This is a genomic window from Flavobacterium sp. UBA7663 (assembly GCF_002483315.1).
Classification (GTDB): domain Bacteria; phylum Bacteroidota; class Bacteroidia; order Flavobacteriales; family Flavobacteriaceae; genus Flavobacterium.
Map to the genome: position 1 here is coordinate 141,234 of NZ_DLHR01000028.1, position 18,830 is coordinate 160,063.

Below are 18,830 nucleotides of genomic sequence, written 5' to 3' on the forward strand. Positions count from 1 at the left end.
TCTAATCTCCTTCCAAATGAAAACAACTCGTTTTTTACAATTGATATTTGTATTGATTGTAGCTGTGTCGTGCTCTAAAAGCGCTAAAGATTTCAATTCTGATTTCTCACTTTTCAAAGCGTATATCCTCAACTTTAGTTCAGGATTGGTCTCGGCAAATAGCGATATTAGAGTGGTTTTAGCTTTCGACAAAAAAGAATGGACCGCCAACGAAGAGTTAGATGAGAATTTGTTTACCATTAACCCAAGTGTTGATGGAAAAGTAGTAGCGCTTTCTAATAACACCATCGCGTTTATTCCAGAAAAAAAATTAGACCAAAACAAAGAATATCAAGTTACACTTCATTTGTCGGAATTAACGAATGTACCTAGCAAATTAAAAGATTTCAACTTCACTATTAAAACCATAAAGCAAGATTTTATGGTGACTACTAATGACTTACAATCGTATAGTAAAGATTACCAATATTTAAACGGAGTAATCACGTCGAGCGATGATTTGGATTTTGAAAGTGCTAAAAAACTTATTTCTGTTAATCAAGAAGATAAAGCGGTAAAAATTAAGTTTGTCAAAGAATTAAGTAATAAAAAAGAATACAAATTTGTAATCGACAGCATAAAAAGACAAGTTGAAGACAGTAAAATTAAAATTTCATGGGACGGAAATCCGTTTGATATCGACCAAAAAGGCGAAATGCTTTACGATATTCCAGGTAAAAATAATTTTAAAATAGTTTCGGCTGAAGTTGAGAAAGACAATAATCAAGTCTTATTATTAAACTTTTCTGACCCATTAAACAGAGATCAAGATTTTTCTGGTTTAGTACAAGTAGAATCAGCTCTTAATTTACGATTTGCAACTGCAGGAAATTTATTAAAAGTATTTTTTAATGAACCTTTAAAAGGCGAACTTTTAGTAGAAGTTTTTCAAGGAATTGAAAGCGAAGTCGGCTTCAAAATGAAACAAAATTTTTCCGAAAAAGTTAGTTTCGAACAAGTTAAACCTGGAGTTCGTTTTATAAAAAGTGGAACTATTTTGCCAAGTTCAAACAACTTGAAAATTAATTTTGAAGCTGTAAATTTGAGCGCAGTTGATGTAAAAGTGTACCAAATTTACAAAAACAATATCCTGCAATTTCTTCAAGATAACGAATTAAACGGAAGTCGAAATCTAAGAAAAGTAGCTCAACCTATAGTTAAGAAAACCATTGCATTAAATAAAAATAAATTGCAAAATTCCAGCAAATGGAATGCTTATGCAATTGATTTATCTAAAATCATTACACCAAATCCTGGTGCTATTTATCGTGTTGAAATATCGTATAAACGTAAATATTCGCTTTACAAATGTACATCGGCTTACGTTGATGAAGGCAATGAAGAAGAGCAGGAACAAGATGATGAAGTAAGAAGTAATCAAGATTATTACGACGATTACTATTACGAAGGCTATGATTGGTACGAAAGAGAAGATCCATGTACCGATTCGTACTATTACAACAACACCATTTTTACGAATGTTATTGCTTCCGATTTAGGCGTTATTGCAAAACGTGGCGGAAACGGTTCGTATGTTTTTGCGGTGAACAATATTGTTTCAACACAGCCTGTTGCTTCTGCAAAAATTGAGTTGTATAATTTCCAACAACAACTTTTAGGAACTATCACAACCGATAGCGAAGGAATAGCTAAAACCGAGTTGAAAAAATATGCTTTTTTTGCGATTGTTACCAAAGACAAAAACACAACTTATGTAAAATTAGATGAAGGTCAATCTTTGTCGGTGAGTAATTTTGATGTAGGTGGTGAAGAATTACAAAAAGGCTTGAAAGGATTTATTTATGGCGAAAGAGGCGTTTGGCGTCCTGGAGATACTTTACATTTAGCTTTCATGTTGAATGATGTGGAAAGCAAATTAGAAAAATCGCACCCAATTACTTTTAAGTTAAGCGATCCGCAAGGAAAAATACGTTACCAAATGGTTCAAAAGTATAATGGCTGGAATCATTACAAATTCAAATTAGCCACAAAAGATAATGACCCAACAGGAAATTGGGAAGTGAAAATTTCTGTCGGTGGCGTACATTTTTATAAAAGTATCAAGATTGAAACCATCAAACCAAACCGTTTAAAAATCAAAAATAGTTTTGCTGATAAACAACTTTCGGGCAATAGATTAAACGGTGGCGAAGTTGAAGTAGCTTGGTTGCATGGAGCAGTTGCAAAAAACCTGAGAGTAGAAATGCAGGCTAAATTCTTGCAACAACAAACTGTTTTCAAAAAGTATGAAAAATATGATTTTGACGATGAAGTGCGTAAATTTTATACCGAAGAAGTAAACGTTTTTTCAGGAAAAGTTAATGATTTAGGAAAAGCGAAAGTTGCGATTCAACCTAAAATCACAAGTCAAGCACCAGGAAAATTGAAAATGGTTTTCCAAACAAAAGCCTTCGAAAATGGTGGTGATTTTAGTACCGATGTAGCTACAGCAACGTATTCTCCATATAAAACTTACGTTGGAATAAAAGCACCTGAACCAAATAAATACGGCTTATTAGAAACTGATAAAGTAAATCGCTATGATATCGTGACTTTAGATGAATTGGGTAAACCAAAATCAGTTAGAAATTTAACAGTTCGTATATATAAAGTAGAATGGCGTTGGTGGTGGAATTCTGATGGAGATGATTTATCACAATACAATTCTTCGGAAGTAACAACGGCTTACAGAAATTATGTGGTTTCAACTGATGCCTCAGGAAAAGCAAGTGTTCAATTTAAAATTCCAGAAGCCGATTGGGGAAGATATTTAATTCGAGTAGAAGATACTTATGATGGTCATGCTACAAGTTTAACCTCATATATCGATTGGCCATATTGGTCAGGGAAATCACGTCAAGGAAGTAGCGAAACAGCAAATATGCTAGTATTTACAACCAACAAAGAAAAATACAATGTTGGAGAAAATGCTATCGTTTCTTTCCCGTCAAGTGAAGGCGGAAGAGCTTTAATTTCGATTGAAAACGGTTCGAAAGTCATCAAAACACTTTGGGCAACCACTAAAAAAGGCGAAACACAAGTGGAAGTTCCTATCACGGGTGATATGGCGCCAAATGTGTATTTACATATTTCGTTGTTAAAACCACACGCTTCTACGATAAACGATACGCCAATTAGGATGTACGGAATTTTGCCAGTAGAAGTTATTAATAAAAATACCGTTTTAGAACCAGAAGTGTCAATTCCTGCGGTGTTAAAACCGGAACAAAAAACTATTGTAAAAGTTAGTGAAAAATCAGGTAAAGAAATGACCTACACCATAGCAATTGTAGATGACGGTTTATTAGATTTAACCCGATTTAAAACACCAAATGCTTGGGAAAAATTTTATTCTAGACAAGCGCTTGGTGTAAAAACATGGGATGTATATGATGATGTTATTGGTGCTTATGGTGGAAAAATTAATCAGATTTTCAGTATTGGTGGTGACCAAGATTTAGCAGGAGGAAATGCCAAAAAAGCGAATCGATTTAAACCAGTTATCATTTATTTAGGACCATTCAAACTGGAAAAAGGTCAAACCAAATCACATACGATTACTTTGCCAAATTATGTTGGTTCAGTACGAACAATGGTTGTTGCTGGTGATGCCAAAACTAGTGCTTACGGAAGTGTAGAAAAAACTTCGTTTGTGAGAAAACCTGTTATGGTATTGGCTTCGGTACCAAGAAAAATTTCTCCAAACGAAAGAATTATGTTGCCAGTGACCGTTTTCGCAATGGAAAGCCAAGTGAAAAATGTTAATGTGCAATTAAAAACGAATAACGGAGTGCGAATCATTGGAAATGCAACTCAAAATGTAAGTTTCAGTTCGCCAGATGAAAAAGTAGTCTACTTTAATTTAGATGTGGAAAGCGCAACTGGTATCGGAAAAATAGAAGTCATTGCCACATCAGGAAAAGAAAAATCAACCTATGCAGTGGAAGTTGATATTACGAATCCAAATCCGGTTACCAATGATTACGTAGACATGGTAATTCCGGCAAACGGTTCCAAAACAATCAATTGGAAAACATTTGGAGTTGCGGGAAGTAATAAAGCAAGATTAGAAGTTTCGTCTTTCCTAACTATCAATTTTAATGGACGATTGAGTTATTTGATTCAGTATCCTCATGGTTGCGTGGAGCAAACGACATCGGCTGTATTTCCGCAATTGTATTTGGCAGATATTATGGATGTTGATGCGAACAAAAAAGCAGAAATTCAGCGAAATATCAATGCTGGAATTCAAAAATTGGGCAATTTCCAACTATCAAATGGTGGATTGAGTTATTGGCAAGGAAATAATTATGTGGATGATTGGGCAACTTCTTATGCGGGACATTTCTTAATTGAAGCCGAGAAAAAAGGTTATGTTTTACCAATCGGATTTAAAAATAAATGGATTTCGTTTCAACAATCCGAAGCTAAAAAATGGCGATTCAACGCACAATATCGCAATGATTTTGCACAAGCGTATCGTTTATACACTTTAGCATTAGCAGGTTCAGCTGACATGGGTTCAATGAACAGATTAAGAGAAACCACAGGAATTTCAAACGAATCCAAATTGCGATTAGCTGCCGCTTATGCCTTAGCCGGTCAAAAGAAAGCCGCATTATCGCTAATTGGAACAACAACTGCTCAAGAAGACAAACGATATGCAGATTATTACTATGGTTCGGAAGAAAGAAATCGAGCTATGGTTTTAGAAACGTACATTTTGGTAGATAACAAAACGAAAGCGTATGAAATGGCAAACAAATTAGCCAAAGATTTATCGTCTAATCGTTACATGAGTACGCAAACTACCGCTTTTGGATTGTATGCGATGTCAAAATTTGCACTTAAAAACGGCGGAAAAGGTGTGAATATGACGTATTTAGTAGCTGGAAAATCGGAAACGGTTAGTTCTAAAAAATCATTTGTGGATAGAAATTTAGTAGCAAAACAAGGTTCGAATTCAGTAACGATTCAAAATAAAAACAGTGGAACACTTTATGTTCGTGTATTAAATAGTGGAATTTTACCTATTGGACAAGAAAAAGAAATTCAGAAAAACTTCTCAACCTCGGTAGTTTATAAAGACAGAAAAGGAACTGTTCTGAATTTAAGTTCGGTAAAACAAGGAACCGAAATCATCGCGCAAGTTACTATTAGAAATCAATCGGATGAAACATTGGAAAATGTAGCACTTTCACAAATTGTTCCGTCTGGATTTGAAATTATGAATTCACGTTATACCGATTTTGGAAGTTATGCCGAAAACAAAGCCGATTACATCGATATTCGCGATGACAGAACACAATTCTATTTCGGAATCAGAGCTGGTGAAACCAAAACGTTTACCATGTTGTTAAATGCAACTTATTTAGGAAAATATTATTTCCCAGGAGTGCAATGTGAAGCGATGTACGACAATAATTATTTGGCAAGAACCAAAGGACAATGGGTGCAAATAGTGAAAGAGTAAGTTGGTTTACTCGATTAAAAACTAAAATTAGAAATAATAAATTTAAAACTGCCATAAGCTTATTGCTTGTGGTAGTTTACTATTTCTCACTCCCAAGACAACTATTTGAAAACAACTATTCGACCGTAATTGAAAGTCAAGATGGACAACTTTTAGGAGCTAAAATCGCTTCTGACGGACAATGGCGTTTTCCCGAAAGTGATAGTGTTCCGCATAAATTTCAAAAATGTATTGTTGCTTTTGAAGACCAACATTTTTATAAACATTTTGGGTTTAACCCGATTTCGATGTATCACGCTTTTAAACAAAATCGAAAAGCAAATCGTGTAGTTCGAGGAGGAAGTACGTTAACCCAACAAGTGATTCGTTTGCATCGAAACGGAAAATCGCGTTCCTATTTTGAAAAAGGAATCGAAATGATTCTCGCAACCCGATTAGAATTTCGCCATTCGAAAGATAAAATTTTAGAATTGTATTGTGCTCATGCACCTTTTGGAAGCAATGTGGTAGGTTTAGAAATGGCATCTTGGAAATATTTTGGATTGCAACCGCATCAATTATCATGGGCGGAAGCAGCTACTTTAGCGGTTTTACCCAATGCGCCAAGTTTAATTTATCCCGGAAAAAATCAAGAACGATTATTAGCGAAACGTAATCGATTACTAAAGAAATTGTACAATGATAAAGTCATTGATAAAGCAACTTACGAATTATCATTGCAAGAAAGTTTGCCTCAAAAACCGTTTGATGTACCGCAAATTGCACCTCATTTGGTTCAAAAAGTAGCAAAAGAACATCCTGCTGAAAAAATAAAAACAACCATTCAATTGGATTTACAAGAGCGTACTAACGAAATCGTAAAGCAATATTATAATTATTACAAACAAAATCAAGTGTATAATATTTCGGTTTTGGTGGTTGATGTGAAAACGCGTAACGTAATTACGTATGTTGGGAACAGCCCAACGGATAAAGAACATCAAAAAGATGTCGATGTTATTGAAGCACCACGAAGTACTGGGAGTATTCTAAAACCGTATTTGTACACAGCTATGTTGAATGATGGTTACATCTTACCGCAAACATTGGTTCCCGATGTTCCAACACAAATTTCTGGATATTCGCCTCAAAATTTCAATTTAACTTATGATGGTGCTGTTCCTGCGAGTAGAGCTTTGGCGCGTTCGTTGAATATTCCATCTGTTTTGATGTTGCAAGACTATTCGGTGAATCAATTTTATGAAAAATTGCAACAATTGAAGTTGCGAAATGTTAATCGTCAACCATCTAATTATGGTTTATCGTTGATTTTAGGTGGTGCTGAGTCTAATTTGTGGGATTTGTGTAAAGCGTATGCTTATATGTCGTCCACGCTAACCTATTTCAATCAAAACGATTCCAAATATCGTAAGAATGAAATGCTAAATCTGAATTACGATGCCGATTTTCAACCTGATTTTGGAAGTAGTTCACGTCAGAAAAATATTTTTGGTGCTGGTGCTATTTGGCAAACCTTTAATGCAATGAAAGAAGTTAACCGACCAGAAGGTGATGAAGCTTGGAAATTCTACGATTCTTCATTAGAAATCGCATGGAAAACAGGAACAAGTTTTGGAAGCAGAGATGCTTGGGCAATTGGGGTTACCAAAGATTACGTAGTGGGAATTTGGGCAGGAAATGCCACAGGCGAAGGAAGACCATTATTAACTGGAGTTGATAGTGCAGCGCCTATTCTATTTGATGTTTTCAGATTATTACCAAAATCAAAATGGTTTGAAATGCCGTATAACGATTTAGATCCTGTTGAAGTTTGTGAGCTTTCGGGTTATCTAGCACAAGACCATTGCCCGAAAATAAAACAATGGATTCCAAAAACAGCTAAAAAAACAGACAATTGTCCATATCATAAAATTATACATTTAGATAAAAATCAGCAATTTAGAGTCAATAGTAATTGTGAAAGTGTTGATGAAATGATAACCAAATCTTGGTTTGTTCTACCACCAGTTATGGAATGGTATTATAAAAGTAAGAATGTAAACTATCAAAATTTACCACCTTTCAGAAGTGATTGTGTAGATGCTTTGCAGGACAAACGTATGGATTTTATCTATCCAAAAGCTAACACTAAAATTATACTGACGAAAAACTTTGAAAGCAAACTACAACCTGCTATTATCAAAGTAGCGCATTCTAATTCAGATGCGGAGTTGTTCTGGTATTTAGATGATAAGTATGTAGGAAATACAAAAACCTTTCATGAGAAACCTATTTTTGCTACAACAGGATTTCATGTCATTACCGTGGTAGATGAATTTGGTAACGAAATCAGAAGAAAAGTACAATTTGAGAGCGAATAAAAACAAAAAACCGCCATTCTTTCGAGTAGCGGTTTTGGTTTATAAATACTTCTTTAAAATTGTCTCTTTTTGTTTTGGAATTTCAGCAATTTCAGTTTCTAAAACTTTTATTTTTGCTTCTATTTTTTCAATTTCTGAAACTATTTTTTGTTGTTCAGCAATTGGTGGAACGGCAATTTTAATTCCTTGAATTCTATCTATTGAAGCTCTTTTTGTTCTTGAAAACTCAAATGCTTTTCCTTCTTTTTCTAAAATGAAAGCTAAATATTTTTCATTAATAGAATTATCTTTAACTCTTAAAACACCACAATGATCTGTTGGATAAAAAGGATAATCTTTTGGAAGATGATTTACCATCCAATCTCCATCAATTCCCCATAAAACAGATGGTTTACGGAAATCTTTAATTAATAATTTATCAATACTTCCAAATGGTTCAATAACATTGGCACTATAAACTGGAATTTTACCATTTTCTACAAACTCATTTTTAAGAACCCTTTTTCCAATAGAAACTTGAAAAATATTTTCATCGCTTAATCTAACTGTTTTATCAGCTTTTGATTCTACTTGATTAAATAAGTTTACAATTGTTTCTTTTCCTTTCTCAATTTCCTCTTTTGCTTTCTGTTCTTTTGCTTCTAAAACCTCAATTTCTGAAACTATCTTTTTTTGAATATCTAAAGGTGGAAGTGGGATTTCAGTATGAGCTACTTTTTCAATATTTAAATTATCAACAGATGTTCCTCCACTTGCCGCACTGATAAATTGATCTTGTACTATTTTATCAGATAAAATATAATATAAATAATCTTTGTTTAATTTACTTGTAAAATCGCTTAACAAAAGCCATCCATCATGGATACAACCCTCAATCTCCATAATATAAGGTCTTCCAAAACTCATTGAATTAGATAAAATAAAATCACCTTTTTTTACGTATCTAGACTTATCAGCTCCAGTAATTGTAATTTTTTCTTTCGTATCAGTAATAAATTTTGAATTCGGTTTTACATCTCCAATTTTTATCCAATTAACTCCATTTTTTTCTTCAGTTAAAAATTCTTTAATTGGTCTAGGTGATGCTCCTCTTACTAAAGAGACAAGTTGATTTAGCTTTGCTATTTCCCACTTACTTTCAATTTTCACTTTTTTTTTAACTGAAAGTTTAAGCTCTTTATGAAATTCCGCTCTGTCAAAAGTGAGCATATCTAATAAATCAATATAAGAAACATTATCCTTTAAATTTTTAGCAATTTCTAAATTACAATTACCAATAAATGCATTATATATGTAACTACTTGCTTTTGTTAAATCATTTATGTCTTCAATATTATAAAGGCTTGTACATTCATCAATAGTTTTGCCACCTTGTATTGGATGCATTCCTTCGCTTCCTCTTCTATCTGAAAAATAATACCCAATAAATTTTTTTTCAGCATCTTTTTCACCGCTTTTAACTAAAACAATGTTTTTTTGATTGTAAGCAATAATGAAATGTAATAATTTATCTTTTTCTGTTTCAATTAATTTATCCCAAAATTCATTGTCCTTTTTAGCTTTTATTTTTTTACGGTATTCTCTATAAATTTCGTGTTCTGATACAGTTTTATTTGGTTCTTTTTTCAGTAAAGAAATATAATCGTCAAAAGAAATATTTTCCCAAACATAATTTACATATTTAGAAATAGGTTTCTCAATTTGATTAATGGTATTGTCTATAAATTCAGCACAAAATTTATTTACGTAATATTTTAACCTGATGCTTTCTTGATTACTTTTTCGTTTTAAAAATAATGTGACCGTATTTGTATTTGTTGCCATAAAAGTGTTACCTCCTAATTCAGCAATTGCAACAATATCAAAATATTGTAAAATTATTTCTCTTGTTTTGGTTTGTATTCCTGTGTTGTTTAAAATTGAACTCGGTAAAACAATTGCTGCAATACCATCATCTTTCAATAAATGTTTGGTTCGTTCTACAAAAAGACATTCAATATCTTTACTTTTTTCTGAAAGATATGAATATAAAGTAAAATCGTTTTGCGCACCAATATATTCTAAATCATCTTTACAATCGTTCACAGAATAAGGTGGATTTGATAAAACCAATGAAAATTTAGCTTTTGTAGAATCTTCAAGATTGGTGTTGTCTTTCAATAAACCTTTATAGGTTTTAGAGGTTTTAAAACTATCTAAACCATCACCGTGAATAATTTGAGCCACACCATCTCCATAAAAATAACAACCTACTTTTGCTACTTTAACTAAACGGTAATCTTTTTCAATTCCATACACATATTTTGCTGCCCATTCATAAGGATCGGCTTGCCAAGATTTTACTTGCTTTACTGCTTTTGGAAAGAAATTCTTCATTTCTTCTTCTTTGAAAGCATTTATAATATCTTGATATTCTTCCATTGCTTCTGTAATGAAATGACCACTTCCCGCAGCATAATCAATTATTGCAGGTAATTCAGGGGCTTCTTTGTTTACTTCTTTTTCTATCATTTGTTTGATAGGTATAGAGCGAACAATGAATTTTGTAATTGGTGGAGGTGTAAAATATTGACCAACTTCTTGTTTTAATCCTGTAGTCAATAATTTTTCGAAGAAATCAGACAAATGTTGTTGCTTTCTTGGATAACGAATTTGATATTTTTCTAAAAGTTTTACAACGTCTTTTAATACACGTTGATTTTCATCGAAACTTGCATCGTCTAAAACTTCTTTTATAGCAAGAATATTATTGAATTTTAAAACTTTTTTCTTTTTCTCTAAAAGTTCTTCTGGTGAATTTGCTTTGAAATCTTTTTCATCGATTCCTTCAATTTCTTTTTGAAGAAAAGCAAATAAACCATCTTTATGTAAATTAATTAAACGAACTTGAAAATCTACCGCATTATCATCTTCTCTCCAATGAAATTCTAATTCATCATTTTCTCTTTTAGCTTCATCATACAATTTTGCTAAAAAAAGATTGAATATTTTATTGAAAGCATTTGGTTTGTCAGAAACTGAATGTTTACGAAGTATTGAAGCAAATTCGTGAAATATTTTGGTGCTTTCCGCTTCGTCTAATTCTTTTAAATCTGCTTTTGTAAATTTTTTACTTTTAAAATCATAAGGCTCATTTTCCCAAACACCTTGATGTTTTGTATTCTTATTCCAAATAGCATAAAAATCTTTTACAGTTGGTGCAAGTCTATGTTCTTCTTCAATCTTTACAATTTCATTTTTGTAAATAATATTGTCTTTATCCAGTTTAGACGCATAAAGCATTAATATCTCAGCACTTTTATCTTGCTGAAAATAAGAAAAAAGTTGACCTCCATCTTTTTTCATTTTCTTTAATTCGTCATCAAACTCTTTTCCAAAAGTTTTACATTCAATCATTAAGTAAGCCTTGTCTTCATTCTTAACAAGAATATCAAGTCTTCCTTTTTCTTGACGACCAAGTTTCCATGTAGGTTCAAGAATTATATTTTCGGGTTTATAACCTTTTTCAAGAAGTCTATTTACACATTCCAGCACAACGAAATTTTCAGCTTGTGAATGGTTTTGAGTTGTTTTGCTTTCGCAAATAATTTTATCTCCGTAGTTTATAATTTCTTTATGGAAATCAATTTCTATAATATAACCATCTGGATATTTTTTTATAAAAACATCCTTTGCATTTTCTTTTGGCTGAAAACCAATTACTTGCAATAAGTTTTTCATATTATATTAATTACAATTAGTAACGCCAAAAATATAACATTTTTTTTTTAATTTTCATGCAAGTTATATAAAAATATTAAATACATATAAACAAAAAAACCGCCAATCTTTCGAAAGGCGGTTTTTTATTTTTACAGGATACATCCCATATTATTTTACTATAATTTCATTTCCTTCTTTGTCAAGGAAGTGAAATTCTAGATACGTGTAAGCGTCACGAGGTATAATTTTCACCCATTTCTTATATTCGAAAAACCATTTCGAACGTAATGATGGAAAACCTTTTGTAAGGTATGCTGCCACAAACGGATGCACGTTAAGTACAACTTTTTTATGGTCTTTTATAATGCGTTCAAGGTCAGACGCTATTTTGTCGATAATTAAAATTGGAGCTTCAATTTCCCCATGTTCATTGTTAGGGTCTTCTTCTCTTGTTTTAATATTAACTTCTGGTCTAACTCTTTGTCTAGTTATTTGAATTAATCCAAATTTGCTAGGAGGCAAGATTTTATGCTTGGCCTTATCGTCACTCATTTCTTCTCTTAAGAAGTCATACAATACTTTGCGGTTTTCTGGATTTTGCATATCAATGAAATCCACCACAATAATTCCGCCCATGTCTCTAAGTCTTAACTGACGTGCAATTTCAGCTGCAGCAATCATGTTAACTTCTAGAGCAGTATCTTCTTGGCTAGTTGCTTTGCTTGAACGATTTCCACTGTTAACGTCTATAACGTGTAAAGCTTCTGTATGTTCAATAATTAAATAAGCACCTTTGCTCATGGAAACTGTTTTTCCAAAAGACGTTTTTATTTGTCGTTCAATATTGTATTTCTCAAAAAGAGGCAAGTCTTTTGACTGATAGTGTTTTACGATAGACACTTTATCGGGAGCTATTTCTTGCAAATACTCCTTCGTTTCTAAATACAAATCTTCGTCATCTACATGTATACAAGAAAATGTATCGTTAAATACATCTCTTAAAATAGAGGAAGCTTTGTTTAACTCTCCTAAGACTTTTGATGGATGAGGCGCCGTTTGTAAACGTCTGCTCATCGACATCCATCTTTCAAGGAGTGTTTGTAGATCTTTATCAAGTTCGGCTACTTTTTTGCCTTCGGCTACTGTTCGCACAATAACACCGAATCCTTTTGGTTTAATAGATTGAACTAGTCGTTTTAATCGGTCTTTTTCTTCTCTTGATTCTATTTTTTGTGAAACAGAAACTCGGTCTGAAAAAGGAACTAAAACCACATATCTTCCAGCTAAAGAAATCTCAGAACTAATTCTGGGACCTTTTGTAGAGATTGGTTCTTTTACTACTTGAACTAAAATCGACTGATTTGGACTTAAGATATCTGTTATCGTCCCATCTTTGTTGATTTCAGCTTCAAAAGGAAAATTTTTGAGTGAATAATCTTTTATTTTACCTGCGCTTACAAGTTTAATGAATTTCATTAAAGAAGGAAGATTTGGACCTAAATCATGATAATGCAAAAAAGCATCTTTTTCATGACCTAAATTCACAAAAGCGGCATTTAAGCCGGCAACTGGTTTACGGATTTTGGCAATAAAAATATCACCTACCGCAAAATTGCTTTGCTTTTCTTCTTCTTTGTGTAATTCAATTAGTTTTCCATCTTTTAATAAGGCAAAATCTACAGCGTCTGAACCTGATCGAATAATTAACTCTTTGTTCATGCAGTACATTTTTATCTGTTTGTGCTGGGTGCTTGGTGTTTTGATGTTTGATGTTTATAATACACCCATCATCTAACGTCCATCATCTAACATTTTCACAGATGGATTAAATAATAATTTTACAGGATTTTTCCCGATAATCAATGTAGAATTGATTGTTTTCAATGAACTTTTTTTTCTAAAAAAGAAAAAGTAGTTTTAAACTACTTTTTCTTTTTATGACGGTTTGCTCTCGCTCTTTTCTTACGTTTGTGAGTTGCTACCTTATGTCTTTTTCTTTTTTTACCACTTGGCATAACATGTTGGTGTTTAGATTAATAATTTATTTTTATACTGTAACTTCTGTTTTTTCTTTAACGCTTTCTACAAACACTTTAGCAGGTTTAAATGCTGGAATGTTGTGTGCAGGAATTTTAATTGTAGTGTTTTTAGAAATGTTTCTTCCTGTTTTTTCAGCTCTTGTTTTGATGATAAAACTACCAAAACCTCTTAAATAAACATTGTCACCAGTTTCTAATGAGTTTTTTACTTCTTCCATAAAAGTCTCAACAGTTGCTTGAACATCTCCTTTTTCAAGACCTAATTTTTCTGAAATTTTCGCTACGATATCTGCTTTCGTCATTTTCTTTCGTATTTAATATATTGTGTATTTTTTTGAGTTTGCAAATATAAGAATTAAAAAAACAATAAATCAATCATAATTGATTAAATTTTAATTACTAAAGATTTATTTTTGTTGTCCAATAAAAAAACATGGAATTTTCTAACTCTTTAATTCATTGGTATTTACAAAATAAGCGCAATTTACCATGGCGAAACACTACAAATCCATACCCGATTTGGCTCTCAGAAATTATGCTGCAACAGACGCGTGTGGCACAAGGTTTGCCTTATTTTTTGTCTTTTACTGATGCTTTTCCGACAATTTTTGACCTAGCAAATGCCGATGAAGAACAAGTTTTAAAATTATGGCAAGGCCTAGGTTATTATTCCAGAGCCAGAAACTTACATGCTACAGCAAAACACATTGCTTTTGAATTAAACGGAGAATTCCCGCCTACATATAAAGAATTACTAAAACTTAAAGGAGTTGGCGAATATACCGCAGCAGCTATTGCTTCTTTTTCGTACAACGAACCTGTTGCGGTTTTAGATGGTAATGTTTTCAGAGTTTTGAGTCGTTACTTTAATGTAGATAGCGACATTTCCTTGCCAAAAACTAAAACAGAATTCCAACAATTAGCGCAAGAAGTTTTAGATAAAAAAAATCCAGCTTTGTTTAATCAGGCGATTATGGAATTTGGTGCGCTGCAATGTGTTCCAAAAAATCCGGATTGTAATTCTTGTGTTTTAAATTCGAGTTGTGCGGCTCTTCAACATAAAAAAGTTTCAGAATTACCTGTAAAGTCAAAGAAAACAAAAGTAACAAATCGCTATTTGAATTATTTGATTTTGAAAGATTCGGATTCGAATTATATTGTACAAAAACGCGAAGGAAAAGGAATTTGGGAAAATTTATACGAGTTTCCAGTTTTAGAAACCGAGATACAGTTGAGCGAAAACGAAATTATTGAACAGGTTTCTAAAATGCAATTCTACAACGAGAAACCTTCAGAAATTTTGATTTTACAAAACGAAATCACGCTTCATAAATTATCGCATCAGCATTTGCATATTCGTTTTTTCGAACTTCGTTTTACTTCGAAATTACCTGATTCAAAACCTTTTACAGCAATACAAAAATTGCCTTTTCCAATTGTAATTCATAATTTTATGGTTGCAAATTATTGTAATTCACTTTAAATTACTATTTTTGATTAACCCTAAAACAATTACAAGCCATGAACGGAACATTAAATAAGGTAATATTGATAGGTCATCTAGGTGACGAAGTGAAAATGCACTACTTCGAAGGAGGTAATTGCATTGGACGTTTTCCATTAGCGACAAACGAAGTATATATCAATAAAACTACTGGAGAAAAAATAACCTCTACAGAATGGCACAACATTGTCGTTCGTAATAAAGCAGCTGAAATCTGTGAAAAATATCTTTCTAAAGGAGATAAAATTTACATTGAAGGACGAATTAAATCGCGTCAATGGCAAGCTGAAGACGGTGCAACAAAATACACTACTGAAATTCAGGTGACCGAATTTACATTCTTAACGACTAAGAAAGATACAGACTTAAGTAAATCTTCTTTACCAACAGGTAGCGCACCAGATGATTTTAATGTTTAACTAAATTGATTTAATTTGGATCCTGATCCTGCCAGTTTACTTCACACGATAGATTTTGAATTCCTTTTTGGAATAATCGCAATTGTTATATTGCTAGCTTGTTCTGCCTTTATTTCGGGTTCTGAAGTAGCCCTTTTTTCTTTGTCTCAAAAAGATGTTGACGAAATACAGAATAAAGATTTCAACAAAGGAACTCTTATTTCCAGATTATTAGAAAAACCTAAGAAATTACTAGCTACTATTTTGGTGGCCAATAATTTTGTAAATATTGCTATTGTAATCATTTTCTCTTCTTTTAGTGGACGATTATTTAATGGAATTGAATCTTCTGTTTTACGATTTGTTTTAGAAGTTGTAGTGGTTACGTTTTTCATTTTACTTTTTGGAGAAGTTTTACCTAAAATTTATGCTAATCGAAATAATATGGATTTTTCCCAAAAAGTGGTAATTCCTATTTCGATTTTGAATAATGTTTTATCGCCTATTAGTGTTCCCATGCGAAATGGAATTCTTTTTATTGAAAAGAAATTGAATGTGCAAAAAGGGAATTTTTCGGTAAACCAACTTTCACAAGCGTTAGAATTGACTTCACAATCGGACACAACTGATGGCGAACAGAAGATTTTGGAAGGTATTGTAACTTTTGGAAATACCGAAGTGCGTCAGGTAATGAGTCCGAGAATTGATGTTTTTGCTTTAAATATTGAAGAAACTTTCGAAGAAATAATGCCGAAAATTGTCGAAAAAGGCTATTCTCGAATTCCAGTTTATAGAGAAAATATCGACCAAATTGAAGGGATTTTATTTATTAAAGATTTGATTCCACATATTGATAGTGACAAATTTGATTGGATAAACTTACTTCGTCAACCTTTCTTTGTTCCCGAAAATAAAAAATTAGACGATTTATTGAAAGATTTTCAGGGAATGAAAAGTCACTTGGCTGTGGTGGTAGATGAATATGGCGGCACTTCTGGAATTATTTCGTTAGAAGATGTTTTGGAAGAAATTGTGGGCGATATTAGTGATGAATTTGATGATGAAGATTTGATTTATTCTCAAATTGATGATAAAAATTTCCTGTTTGAAGGTAAAATTAGCTTGAAAGATTTTTATCGAATAATTGATGTGGATGAAAATGAATTTGAAAGCAAAAAAGGTGAAGCCGAAACTTTAGCTGGTTTCTTACTCGAGATTTCTGGAAATTTCCCAAAGAAAAGACAGAAAATAACGTTTCATAATCTTATTTTTACCATCGAAAATGTAGACAAGAGAAGAATAAAACAAATAAAAGTTACGTTATAAGAATCATGATACAAAATATAGTAAAATTAAGTTGTTTGGGATTATTTTTTGGATTGGTTTCTTGCGGAGACGAAACATTACCAAAACCAAAAGGACATTTGAGTTTGGAATATCCAAAAGCCAAATATTCTAAATTAGATACGGATTGTAGCTTTACTTTTGAGAAAAATGATTTGGCTAACATAAAAGATAAATCATGTGCTTTCGAAATTAATTATCCAAAGATGAAAGCTACCATTTATCTAACACACAAACCTGTTAATAATGATATCGATAAATTATTGCGCGATGCTCAAACATTAACTTACAATCATGTGGTTAAAGCGGATGACATTGTGGAACAACCTTTTATCAATGACAAGAAAAAAGTGTACGGAATGTTTTATGAAGTAGGCGGAAACGCAGCAACAAACGCTCAATTTTACGTTACAGATAGTACAAAAAACTTTATAGTAGGAAGCGTTTATTTTTACGCAAAACCAAATTTTGATTCTATTTTACCCGCAGCAAATTATCTAAAAGAAGATATGCGAAGAATTTTGGAAACATTAGAATGGAAATAAAAAAAACGCCCTGAAATTCTCAGGGCGTTTTTTTATTACATTTTTTTCGACTCCGTTACTTTGTAAGAATCACCGCCGGCAACACCTTCAATGGTTTTGGTTAACGATTCTAACGATTGCTTTTCAGCATCGAATTTTACAGTTGCAATTTTAGTTTCAAAATCTACTACAGCTTGTCCAACACCTTCTTGACCAGCTAATTTGTTTTCGATTGTTTTTGCACAACCCATAGCGCAAGTCATTCCGTCAATAGTAAAACTTGCCGTTTGCATTTTAGCTAAATCTGCTTCAGAAACCACTTCTTTTTTAGTTTCTTCAACTGCAACTTCTTTGTTTTCTTGTTTGCAACTTGCTAATGAAAGCGTAATTAAAAGCGCTAAACCAATATTTTTTAAATTTTTCATACGAACAAATGTTAAATTAAAAGTCTCTAAATAAAGACTATGCAAAATTACAAAATTTCATAGTGCTATTTTAAAAATAAAGCCTGAATTTTGACGAACAAAATAGCGCTATGGAAAACAATTCAACAAAATGGTATTTATTAGGCTTTTTAGGCTGTGTTTGGGGAAGCTCCTTCATCTTAATGCAATTGGGTTTGAAAGGTGTAAACTCGGTGCAATTAGGAAGTTTGCGAATCCTTTTTGCAGCTATGTTTTTGATTATTGTTGGGTTTAAACAAATTCCTCAAATTCCATTACACAAATGGAAATACATTGCGTTAACGGCTTTGTGTGGAACATTTATTCCAGCGTTTTTGTTTGCTTTTGCACTTTCCAAAATTGATGGCTCTATAAGTTCGATTTTAAATTCATTAACTCCTTTAAATACATTATTGGCAGGATTGCTCTTTTTTGGAATGAGCGTGCAACGAAGTCAAGTATTTGGAGTTATTATTGGATTTATTGGCTGTGCTTTGTTGGTTTTATTTGGTGATGGAGAAAACACTACTGAAAACTATTACTACGCTATCTTAATTGTAATTGCCTCTATTTTTTACGGAATCAATGTCAACTTAATTAAAAAATACTTATCCGATTTAAAACCTTTAACGATTAGCACAGGAAACTTCTTAATTATGTTTTTTCCAGCTTTAATCGTTTTATACTTTACGGGATTTTTTGATATTGTTCACGAAACTAAAGTGCAAACTTCATTAGGCTTTATTGCTATTTTAGGTGTCGTTGGAACCGGATTTTCGAATATTTTATTCTTTAAATTAATTCAGTTGTCATCGCCTGTTTTTGCATCTTCGGTCACGTATATTATTCCAGTAGTAGCTTTTATTTTAGGGTATTTATTTATGAATGAAACGCTTTCCTTGATTCAATTATTAGGCGCATTAATCGTTTTAGTTGGGGTTTACTTTTCGAGTAAGAAATAAAAAAAAGCGCCCAATTTCTTGAGCGCTTTCTGAATTTCATGG

General features: G+C 32.4%; 11 protein-coding genes. 7 read left to right on the forward strand and 4 right to left on the reverse strand.

Going from position 1 to position 18,830, the window contains the following annotated elements:
• Window positions 1-16: 16 nt before the first annotated feature.
• Window positions 17-5,512: an alpha-2-macroglobulin family protein gene (locus B2741_RS12455; RefSeq protein WP_291139452.1), complete on the forward strand. Its 5,496-nt coding sequence runs from the start codon at window positions 17-19 to the stop codon at window positions 5,510-5,512.
• Entirely contained in the window at window positions 5,488-7,872 is a 2,385-nt protein-coding gene (gene pbpC / locus B2741_RS12460) for a penicillin-binding protein 1C (RefSeq protein ID WP_291139455.1), read from the forward strand. Before B2741_RS12455 ends, pbpC begins: the two co-directional genes overlap by 25 nt.
• A gap of 39 nt (window positions 7,873-7,911) precedes the next feature.
• Here pbpC and B2741_RS12465 read toward each other — a convergent pair whose 3' ends face one another.
• From B2741_RS12465 to B2741_RS12475, 3 genes are all read right to left on the reverse strand, one after another.
• The gene (locus B2741_RS12465; protein WP_291139458.1) at window positions 7,912-11,592 is read right to left on the reverse strand and encodes a restriction endonuclease subunit S; all 3,681 of its coding nucleotides are present in this window, start codon (window positions 11,590-11,592) and stop codon (window positions 7,912-7,914) included.
• Window positions 11,593-11,742: 150 nt separating this feature from the next.
• Window positions 11,743-13,293 (reverse strand): ribonuclease E/G, encoded by a 1,551-nt coding sequence (locus B2741_RS12470; protein ID WP_291139461.1) that lies wholly within the window; start codon window positions 13,291-13,293, stop codon window positions 11,743-11,745.
• Between the two features lie 328 nt (window positions 13,294-13,621).
• Window positions 13,622-13,915, reverse strand: coding sequence for an HU family DNA-binding protein (locus B2741_RS12475; protein ID WP_008254909.1), 294 nt, complete (start codon window positions 13,913-13,915; stop codon window positions 13,622-13,624).
• Between the two features lie 131 nt (window positions 13,916-14,046).
• Between B2741_RS12475 and mutY the strand changes: the two genes are divergently transcribed.
• Genes mutY through gldD form a run of 4 tightly spaced genes read left to right on the forward strand, consistent with a single transcriptional unit; the run spans window position 14,047 to window position 17,404 of the window.
• Entirely contained in the window at window positions 14,047-15,096 is a 1,050-nt protein-coding gene (mutY, locus tag B2741_RS12480; RefSeq protein ID WP_291139465.1) for an A/G-specific adenine glycosylase, read from the forward strand.
• Between the two features lie 38 nt (window positions 15,097-15,134).
• Window positions 15,135-15,536: a single-stranded DNA-binding protein gene (locus tag B2741_RS12485; protein WP_026725353.1), complete on the forward strand. Its 402-nt coding sequence runs from the start codon at window positions 15,135-15,137 to the stop codon at window positions 15,534-15,536.
• Between the two features lie 15 nt (window positions 15,537-15,551).
• Complete coding sequence (locus B2741_RS12490; RefSeq protein WP_291139468.1) at window positions 15,552-16,841, forward strand: gliding motility-associated protein GldE; 1,290 nt, start codon at window positions 15,552-15,554, stop codon at window positions 16,839-16,841.
• A gap of 5 nt (window positions 16,842-16,846) precedes the next feature.
• Window positions 16,847-17,404, forward strand: a complete 558-nt coding sequence (gene gldD, locus B2741_RS12495) for a gliding motility lipoprotein GldD (RefSeq protein ID WP_291139471.1) — start codon at window positions 16,847-16,849, stop codon at window positions 17,402-17,404.
• A gap of 35 nt (window positions 17,405-17,439) precedes the next feature.
• On the opposite strand, the gene B2741_RS12500 is transcribed toward gldD, so the two are convergent.
• Window positions 17,440-17,808, reverse strand: a complete 369-nt coding sequence (locus tag B2741_RS12500; protein WP_291139474.1) for a heavy-metal-associated domain-containing protein — start codon at window positions 17,806-17,808, stop codon at window positions 17,440-17,442.
• A 110-nt stretch (window positions 17,809-17,918) separates the two neighbouring features.
• Between B2741_RS12500 and B2741_RS12505 the strand changes: the two genes are divergently transcribed.
• Window positions 17,919-18,788: a DMT family transporter gene (locus tag B2741_RS12505; RefSeq protein WP_291139477.1), complete on the forward strand. Its 870-nt coding sequence runs from the start codon at window positions 17,919-17,921 to the stop codon at window positions 18,786-18,788.
• Window positions 18,789-18,830 lie beyond the last annotated feature (42 nt).

Coding starts and splice junctions, on each gene's coding strand:
- mutY (WP_291139465.1), top strand. CDS start 14,047: ATGGAATTTTCTAACTCTTTAATTCATTGGTATTTACAAAATAAGCGC.
- B2741_RS12465 (WP_291139458.1), bottom strand. CDS start 11,592: ATGAAAAACTTATTGCAAGTAATTGGTTTTCAGCCAAAAGAAAATGCA.
- B2741_RS12470 (WP_291139461.1), bottom strand. CDS start 13,293: ATGAACAAAGAGTTAATTATTCGATCAGGTTCAGACGCTGTAGATTTT.
- B2741_RS12455 (WP_291139452.1), top strand. CDS start 17: ATGAAAACAACTCGTTTTTTACAATTGATATTTGTATTGATTGTAGCT.
- B2741_RS12475 (WP_008254909.1), bottom strand. CDS start 13,915: ATGACGAAAGCAGATATCGTAGCGAAAATTTCAGAAAAATTAGGTCTT.
- B2741_RS12505 (WP_291139477.1), top strand. CDS start 17,919: ATGGAAAACAATTCAACAAAATGGTATTTATTAGGCTTTTTAGGCTGT.
- gldD (WP_291139471.1), top strand. CDS start 16,847: ATGATACAAAATATAGTAAAATTAAGTTGTTTGGGATTATTTTTTGGA.
- pbpC (WP_291139455.1), top strand. CDS start 5,488: ATGGGTGCAAATAGTGAAAGAGTAAGTTGGTTTACTCGATTAAAAACT.
- B2741_RS12485 (WP_026725353.1), top strand. CDS start 15,135: ATGAACGGAACATTAAATAAGGTAATATTGATAGGTCATCTAGGTGAC.
- B2741_RS12500 (WP_291139474.1), bottom strand. CDS start 17,808: ATGAAAAATTTAAAAAATATTGGTTTAGCGCTTTTAATTACGCTTTCA.